This is a genomic window from Sulfitobacter sediminilitoris, assembly GCF_010667575.1.
Taxonomy (GTDB): Bacteria; Pseudomonadota; Alphaproteobacteria; order Rhodobacterales; family Rhodobacteraceae; genus Sulfitobacter; species Sulfitobacter sediminilitoris.
This window is the reverse complement of record NZ_JAABNT010000047.1, coordinates 1-7851: the sequence shown is the minus strand read 5'-3', so window position 1 is coordinate 7851 and position 7851 is coordinate 1. Positions and strand designations below refer to the sequence as shown.

The following is a 7851-nucleotide window of genomic DNA, read 5'->3' as shown; positions in this document are numbered from 1 at the left end:
TCCCTACGCGCGACAATCAAATTTCTCAACCAGACGCGGCGGCGCAGCACCGTTTCCCGAAAGCGGCCATTGAACTCGTACAAATTGGCCGAAATCCAAACCGGTCGTACGCTGCGCCGGTTACGGATGTCTCACATGCGGACGAAGTGTGAATTCGCTGCGGTTGCAGCAATGACGGGTTTCGTCACATTGCGACCGTAGACAGAAAAAGGGATCCCGCTGTGAAGAAGGCTATCAGAGTGATCCGCCATTCGATCTTCTTCGTTCAGGTCCAGCGCAATTGGTCGCAGATTCCAGCAAGTTTGACGTCGGTAAACTGAAGCCTGATGAGGCCATAAACACGCCCTAAGCTCCCGGGGCTCTGCATCTCGCCCATTTCGTTAGAATGAATGCCACCCGCGACAAAGTAGGCGTCAAACCCGTTCTGAACAGCATCTTTGACATCTGTCAGCATGCCATCACCCGCAGCAAGTATGCGGCGTTTCGGTAAAGTTCGCCTTGCTGCAATGGTCATTTGCGTCATGGCCGCGTCGTAGATTGGTGCCTCTGGCTTGCCCGCATAGGTGACCTTGCCGCCAAGTTCGTTGTACATCTGTGCTATGGATCCCGCACAGATCACCATACGGTCGCCGCTTCTTACGACCGGATTAGGGTTAGCGCAGATCATACTGACGGCGTTGTCACGCATTTCCAGCAGGACAGGATGATGGATGTCAGCGCTGTCAATCCCATCATCCAAGGGTCCGGTCAGCAGGCACAGATTGGCGTTCCTGCTGTCGACCATCGGGTTCGTCAGACCATCCAGGATCGACTGATCCCGCGCCGGACCGAAGTGAAACAAGGGCGTGTCTCGCTGTTCTTGCAGTAAAAGCCGGGCCACATCGCCTGACGTGACAATCGCATCAAAGGCCGCGCGCGGCACGCCTAGCCGCGCCAGTTGTGGATAAATGACGTGGTTCAGGCGCGGAGCGTTGGTGATCAGAATGACAACTCCGCCCTGTGCCCGATATTTGCAAAGGGCATCAACTGCTTCCGGAAAGGCAGCAACGCCGTTGTGCACGACACCTCAGATGTCGCAGAACAAGCCATCATAATAAGGTGCAAGATCACTGAGTGGCTCGAGTTGGGCCATTAGACCTGTGGCCTACGGCTCTATGTGCGCCCAATCAAGTACAGCATAGATCGCTTGCTATTTGCGGTTTTGCTCTGTAGACAGGCATCTTCGCGGTCCGCTGGGATCGCAGCTATCGCGCGACAAGGTTGCCTACTTCGACTGACCTTTCCGGACTACCAATACATTTGAATATGCTTTTTTCGCGGCCAGAACAGCGCTGGTCTTTAGTATACAAAGGTTGCCCAATCCACAAAAGATCGTGGATTCAGGCCATTTTCAATTCTGCCTGCGTTCAATTTTCGGACGTCATATTCCACGGCATCTTTTCAGGCCGTGTTCTCGAAATCGATTAGTGCCCTCTCGAAGTACGCGCGCGCCCCTCGCACGTGGACATATCATGGGCGTAGAGACTATGCGCCCAAGGGGGCGAGGTCGAAGAAGATTGAACCTATATTGGATAAATACCTACTGTTTACCCCCGGTCCCGTAAATGTGGCCGCTTCCCTCCGCCACGCGATCTGCAAAGCAGACATATGCCACCGCGAACCTGACTTTGACGGTCTTTTGGCGCGCATAGAGCAAAAGCTGCTAACGCTGTTTGAGATCAAAAAACGTAATCGCTATCGCGCCGTTGTCATCACCGGCTCAGGCACCGCCGCAAATGAGGCGATCTTGTCGTCTGTTGTAGGGGACGGTGCAATTCTGATCCTGTCGAATGGCGAATTCGGCGAGCGTCTGCATAAAACCTCGATTATTCACAACAAGCACACCCACCTCATTCAGCAGCCTTGGGGGACGCCTTTCGACCCAGACCAGATCGCGGCCTATCTCGCGACCCACAGGATTGATGTGGTCGCGATGGTGCATCACGAGACCTGCTCGGGCATGCTGAACCCGCTTGCAGCGATTGGTGCACTGACGAAGGCCCATGGCGCAATTTTTGTTGTAGACGGTGTCAGTTCTGTCGGTGCCGAAGTCGTTGATATGGAAGGCTGCAACATCGCCTTTTGTTCAAGTTCCAGCTCCAAGGCGATTGGGTCTTACCCTGGTTTGTCCTTCGTGATTGGCCGCAAGAAGCAATTCAAGAAACTGAAATTGCATGCCGCCAAGACAACATACCTGAACCTTGCGACGTTCTATGGCTTCCTCAAGCAACACAGCCAAACACCCAATACGCCCGCTGTCCCGCTGTTTCTTGCCCTGGAACAGGCGCTCACCAACATTCTATCCGATGGCGTCACTAACCGTTTCGCACGGATACGCGCCCGTGCGGACCAGCTTCGGCTGGGGATGCGGAAGCTAAACCTTGAGTTCGTTCTGGACGAAGCGGACATGTGCGCGATCCTGACGACAGTCAAGGTGCCCCCGTCTATCCTGGTCCGAGATTTGCGTGACAGGCTGCGTGAGAAATCAATCATCATCTACGAGGGCAAAGGCTGTTTTGCAGGGAAAGTCTTTCAGGTCGGCAACATCGGAGAGTTGTCGGACCGTGACATTCAATTCTTCCTCAGCACTTTGAGGGACGTGTTGTTGGAGCTGCAGGCAGAAGCAGCCGACGTTGTCGCCCCGATCCGGCCAAAGGCCATCAATCCAACCATTCCGGCGTTGACCGAGCCAATGCTGGCAACGCTCTCATCATGACGGGTAAGGTCACGCGGCTTTGGGCAACGAAAACCAAAGATGACGAATGGTGGTCTTCGTTTGTCACGGCACCACTTGGGATCGTCGCCAATTATTGGGCCGTTGATATCCAAGCGATCACGCCAAACCGCATCACTGCCGCATCCTTTGTGATCGCTGTGGTCGCGACCCTTTGTATTTTGGTCGGTGGTTCTGGCTGGTTCATTGCCGCGGCCATTCTTATTCATCTCAGTCACATCCTTGACTGTATGGACGGCCAAATGGCCCGCTACCGCAAGGTGTCGTCACCTGTGGGCAGCTACTTCGACCGATTAACAGATCAGGTCCAGGTCACGCTTTGGTTTGGGGCGGTTGGTTACGCGGCCTATGCGCAATCGCTCAGCGTTGTGCCTGTATTCCTCGCCCTGATCGGCATCGCGTTTTACGGGCTGCGCGGCTATGTGAAGTACATCGCGTTAGAGATCGAAACAGCGCGTGATCCTGAATATCCCGCAAAGATGGCACACCTGAAACGACGGGAGCCCGTGGCTGGACCGGGCTTTGGCGTCTCAGCCAACGTCAAGTGGTTCATCAAGGAACAGCCCAAAGTTCTCGCCTTTGACGAGGGTGTGTTCATCTTCATGCTGTCAGGGGCGCTGATCTTTGACCAGCTCATCCCAATGCTGTGGATATTCGCAGTAAGTCAGGTGTTTTGGGGCACCTTCAAAGCATGGCAGCGCGGCATGAACATTGACGCGCACCACAAGCATTCAATTCAGAAATAACCATCAGCATCGCATTTGAAGTCAGGACAAAACTATGAAATATGAAAGAAATCGCGCGCCCATGGCCGTTATTTTGGCCGCTGGCATTGGGTCGCGCCTAAGCCCGCTGACAGACAAAAGCGCAAAATGCCTGCTGTCTGTTGGCGGCTCTGTCATTCTGGAGCGTATGATCCGCAATTGCCTGAGCTGCGGGATGTCCCAGTTCGTTTTGGTGCTGGGCCACCGTGCAGACGAGATCAAGCAGTTCGTGGACAAGACTTTCCGTGGAATCCGCGTCACCTATGTGATCAATGACCGGTACCGCGATACCAACACAGGCTATTCCCTGATGCTTGCATCATCGGTTGTGGGAACGGCTGAGTTCATCAAATTCGATGCGGATGTGGTGTTTGACACTAAAATCCTGCGCGCGCTGGTCGACAGCGATCTACCCAACGTCCTGTGCATTGACCGCAATATCGCGCTGGCCGATGAAGAGGTCAAAGTGATCGCAGACGACCAAATGCGCGTCAGCGAGATTGGCAAATCCGTCGATCCCGACACAGCACTTGGTGAATCCATCGGTATCGAGAAAATTAGCCCGGTCACAGGTCCACTGCTGTTCGCGGAGCTAAAAGGGATGATGGAAAGCTCGATACATGCGCAGGACTATTATGAATCGGCCTACGCGCGGCTGGTCGATAAAGGGGTACCGTTTCACGCTCTGGATATCACAGGGATGAAATGGACCGAGATCGATACAGTCGAGGATTTTGCTGCAGCAAACGCAATGTTTGGGTCACCAATCATGACGGTATCGCGCGGGCAACAACGGGCATTGGACGAGGCGAGCGCGAACCCACGGCGTTGAATATAGGCCCGCAAAAGCATTCATTCCGCGTCTTTAGACGGCGCGTGATGCGTAACGCAGCCTCGCTTTGCCAATACGGCATTGGATCGCTGCATTTTGGAAGGACAGACCATGGCCAAAGGGAAAAATAGCAACAAAGAAGCTAAGAAACCAAAGCAAGAAAAGCCGAAAGTTTCTGCAACGGCGAATTCCAATGCTGGAAAACCTGGGATCTCGATCGCGGGCAAGAAGGTAAAGTAAGACGGCGAAGTTGACCGCTCTAGTGCTGAACCTCGGTATGACATATCCCGAAGAAATATAGTTCGGCAGCCACTTGCGGCGGTCTATCTGTATAGCCATCTCACTAACATTGGCACTCAGGAGTGGCGAGTGCCAATGCGTCTCTACGCACGCCACCCCTATCCGGAAATCTTCAGAAGGAGCATTTCCATGATGTTTACCCCCCTCCATGACCGAGTCCTCGTGCGCCGCATCGAAAGCGATGAGAAAACTGCGGGCGGTCTGATCATCCCCGAAAATGCAAAGGAAAAACCGCAGGAAGGCGAAGTCGTCTCGGTCGGTGCGGGCGCAAAGGACGAAGCCGGCACGCGGATCAGCATGGATGTCAAAGCTGGTGACAAAATCCTGTTTGGGAAATGGTCCGGCACGGAAATCAAACTCGATGGCGAAGAACTGATGATCATGAAGGAAAGCGACATTCTCGGCATCATGGCCTGAACGCCGCTGCACCTTTCACACATTCAATTAGGAAAACCGAAATGTCTGCAAAAGACGTAAAATTCGGCACGGACTCCCGTGACCGCATGCTCAAGGGCATCAACACACTCGCCAATGCCGTCAAGGTCACGCTTGGGCCCAAAGGGCGCAACGTGGTCATCGACAAATCTTATGGCGCACCGCGTATCACCAAAGACGGCGTGACCGTCGCTAAAGAAATTGAACTTTCTGACCCATTTGAAAATATGGGCGCACAGCTTGTCAAAGATGTCGCATCGCGCACCAATGATGAGGCTGGCGACGGCACGACCACAGCAACGGTTCTGGCCCAAGCTATTGTCAAAGAAGGCATGAAGTCGGTTGCTGCTGGTATGAACCCGATGGACCTCAAGCGCGGTATCGACAAAGCCGTCACAGCCGTTGTTGCAGAGGTCAAGGCAATGTCCCGGCCCGTCGGAGACACGGCCGAGATAGCAAAAGTCGGCACCATCTCCGCCAATGGCGAAGCAGCTATCGGTCAGCAGATCGCAGATGCAATGGCTAAGGTCGGCAACGAAGGCGTTATTACCGTTGAAGAAAACAAGGGCCTTGAGACTGAAACCGAAGTGGTCGAAGGCATGCAGTTTGATCGCGGCTACCTAAGCCCATACTTCGTAACTGATCCTGCCAAGATGACGGCAAACCTTGAAGACTGCGTCATTCTGCTTCACGAGAAAAAGCTGTCATCTCTGGCACCCATGGTACCCCTGCTTGAGGCCGTGATGCAGGCGGACAAGCAACTGCTCATCATCGCCGAAGACATCGAAGGCGAAGCACTTGCGACCCTTGTGGTTAACAAATTGCGCGGTGGTCTGAAGGTGGCTGGAGTCAAAGCCCCCGGTTTCGGGGATCGCAGACAGGCAATGCTGCAAGACCTTGCGGTGCTGACCGGTGGGCAGCTGATTTCCGAAGAACTGGGCATCAAGTTGGAAAGTGTCACGATGGATATGCTTGGCAATGCCAAGAAGATAACCATCACCAAAGACACCACAACCGTGATTGACGGGGCCGGTGACAAGACCGCGATCGCAGCCCGTGTGACACAAGTCCGTGCTCAGATCGAAGAGACCACTTCGGACTACGACAAGGAAAAGCTGCAAGAGCGTCTGGCGAAACTCGCTGGCGGCGTCGCAGTGATCAAGGTCGGCGGTGCCACGGAGATCGAAGTGAAAGAGCGCAAGGACCGCGTCGATGACGCGCTGAACGCAACCCGTGCGGCTGTCCAAGAGGGCGTTGTGCCCGGCGGCGGCGTCGCACTGGTGCATGCAGGCAAGGTGCTTGAGGGCCTCAAAGGTGACAACGCAGATCAGATCGCTGGCATTGCGATTATCCGCAAGGCTCTGCAGGCTCCTTTACGCCAGATCGCCGAAAACGCCGGTGTCGACGGGTCGGTTGTTGCTGGCAAAATCATCGAGAACGCCAGCAAAACGTTTGGCTATGATGCGCAGTCCGAAAAATACGGCGATATGCTGAAAGCCGGTGTGATTGACCCGACAAAGGTTGTGCGGATTGCTCTGGAATACGCGGCATCAGTCGCCGGTCTGCTCATCACCACAGAAGCAATGGTCGCAGACAAACCAGCCAAGAACGGCAGCAGCTCGATGTCCGACATGGGCGGCTTGATGTAGATCTGAATGAAGATACGGTCAGCGGATGAGTTTACGCTGGCCGTCACCGCCAATCAGCCCCTGACTGGCAGACCTGAACGACCGCAGTGGAAGCTTTGCGCTCCTTGGTGCACGTTACAGCATCCGACGCATTGGGCTCGTTTGGGTCATCCGAGTCTTTTCATCAGATGACCGGAAAGCTGCCGTCAGCGGCCACTCATGACTGCCTCCCGCCGCGGCAACGTCCGCTTTCGCGCTGCAACGACCATTCTTGCCAACACCGGCCGCTCGTTTTGACAGCGTCCGATGTCTCAGAAGCGGACAAAACAGGCATTCGCTGCTGTGCGGCGACTGAATGGCTTTTGAGTGACCGCTGTGCGGACAGAGCAGCCCAAAGAAATCCGAAGGTGCCCTGAATCAACCCTCAACCACGTAAGGTTCTTTTCGCACGTTCGGTTCGATGGGTGTACCGTCGTTCTCGGCTGCATGCCGTTCGTAGAAAGGGAAGCCTGGCGGCACAATGGTTCCGGGCCGCGCTTCGGACAGAAATATGTGCTTGCTGTTTTCTGGCGTCACCGAAATGGATGTGGGTCTGTCAAGGGTGCCAACATAAATTCCCAGACGGTCCGGCCATCGCTCAAAAGTCAAAGCCAACTTTGTCCCACATTCGGAGCAGAAATGGACATTTATGTCTTTACCGCTTCCATCTGAAGGAAGCGTGTAAATTGACGGGTTTCCATGAGTAAACCTGAAGGGTTCGCGTTCGAATATCGGCTCGATCATCTTATCAGAGCCTGTGGCGCGCTGGCAGAACCGACAGTAACAAATGGTAACCCACAAAGGTTCACCCCCTGTGTTGTACTCCACGTTCCCACAAAGACAGCGGCCTGTTTGCCCATTGGTCATGTCCGATTGAATCCTTCGACAGAGTTATCCATTAAATCCAACGCTACCTGATCGCGGCAGGGACATAAACGTTTGTCGACTGGCTCCTTTGGGCTTCTGTGGTTGCCGCCCTGGAAGCAAGAAGTTTTTTGACTGATTGGTGGAGTGATCGAGTGCGGTCTTCTGTCAGGCCTCATTGTGCGGCATTTTCAGAAGCCGCGGGCCGGTATGGTG

Annotated in this window: 8 protein-coding genes; 6 read left to right on the top strand and 2 right to left on the bottom strand. The window is 54.4% G+C overall.

Going from position 1 to position 7851, the window contains the following annotated elements; all coding sequences use genetic code 11:
• Window positions 1–265: 265 nt before the first annotated feature.
• Complete coding sequence (locus GV827_RS22710; protein WP_164356537.1) at window positions 266–1060, bottom strand: TIGR01459 family HAD-type hydrolase; 795 nt, start codon at window positions 1058–1060, stop codon at window positions 266–268.
• Between the two features lie 546 nt (window positions 1061–1606).
• Here GV827_RS22710 and GV827_RS22705 point away from each other — a divergent pair.
• From GV827_RS22705 to groL, 6 genes are all read left to right on the top strand, one after another.
• Window positions 1607–2755 (top strand): pyridoxal-phosphate-dependent aminotransferase family protein, encoded by a 1149-nt coding sequence (locus tag GV827_RS22705; RefSeq protein WP_328823207.1) that lies wholly within the window; start codon window positions 1607–1609, stop codon window positions 2753–2755.
• The gene (locus tag GV827_RS22700) at window positions 2752–3519 is read left to right on the top strand and encodes a CDP-alcohol phosphatidyltransferase family protein (RefSeq protein ID WP_164356535.1); all 768 of its coding nucleotides are present in this window, start codon (window positions 2752–2754) and stop codon (window positions 3517–3519) included. The genes GV827_RS22705 and GV827_RS22700 overlap by 4 nt, the downstream gene beginning before the upstream one ends.
• 61 nt (window positions 3520–3580) lie before the next feature.
• Complete coding sequence (locus tag GV827_RS22695; protein ID WP_235930701.1) at window positions 3581–4369, top strand: phosphocholine cytidylyltransferase family protein; 789 nt, start codon at window positions 3581–3583, stop codon at window positions 4367–4369.
• Window positions 4370–4480: 111 nt separating this feature from the next.
• Window positions 4481–4609, top strand: coding sequence for a hypothetical protein (locus GV827_RS23930; RefSeq protein ID WP_268895787.1), 129 nt, complete (start codon window positions 4481–4483; stop codon window positions 4607–4609).
• 189 nt (window positions 4610–4798) lie between these two features.
• Window positions 4799–5086 (top strand): co-chaperone GroES, encoded by a 288-nt coding sequence (gene groES / locus GV827_RS22690; protein WP_164356531.1) that lies wholly within the window; start codon window positions 4799–4801, stop codon window positions 5084–5086.
• A gap of 41 nt (window positions 5087–5127) precedes the next feature.
• Window positions 5128–6753, top strand: coding sequence for a chaperonin GroEL (groL, locus tag GV827_RS22685; RefSeq protein WP_164356529.1), 1626 nt, complete (start codon window positions 5128–5130; stop codon window positions 6751–6753).
• A gap of 396 nt (window positions 6754–7149) precedes the next feature.
• Here the strand turns inward: groL and GV827_RS22680 are convergent, their stop codons facing one another.
• Complete coding sequence (locus tag GV827_RS22680; RefSeq protein ID WP_164356527.1) at window positions 7150–7638, bottom strand: GFA family protein; 489 nt, start codon at window positions 7636–7638, stop codon at window positions 7150–7152.
• Window positions 7639–7851: the final 213 nt, after the last annotated feature.

Excerpts from the sequence above, each read along its gene's own strand:
- GV827_RS22700 (WP_164356535.1), top strand. The coding sequence starts at position 2,752 with ATGACGGGTAAGGTCACGCGGCTTTGGGCAACGAAAACCAAAGATGAC.
- GV827_RS22695 (WP_235930701.1), top strand. The coding sequence starts at position 3,581 with ATGGCCGTTATTTTGGCCGCTGGCATTGGGTCGCGCCTAAGCCCGCTG.
- GV827_RS23930 (WP_268895787.1), top strand. The coding sequence starts at position 4,481 with ATGGCCAAAGGGAAAAATAGCAACAAAGAAGCTAAGAAACCAAAGCAA.
- groES (WP_164356531.1), top strand. The coding sequence starts at position 4,799 with ATGATGTTTACCCCCCTCCATGACCGAGTCCTCGTGCGCCGCATCGAA.
- groL (WP_164356529.1), top strand. The coding sequence starts at position 5,128 with ATGTCTGCAAAAGACGTAAAATTCGGCACGGACTCCCGTGACCGCATG.
- GV827_RS22680 (WP_164356527.1), bottom strand. The coding sequence starts at position 7,638 with ATGACCAATGGGCAAACAGGCCGCTGTCTTTGTGGGAACGTGGAGTAC.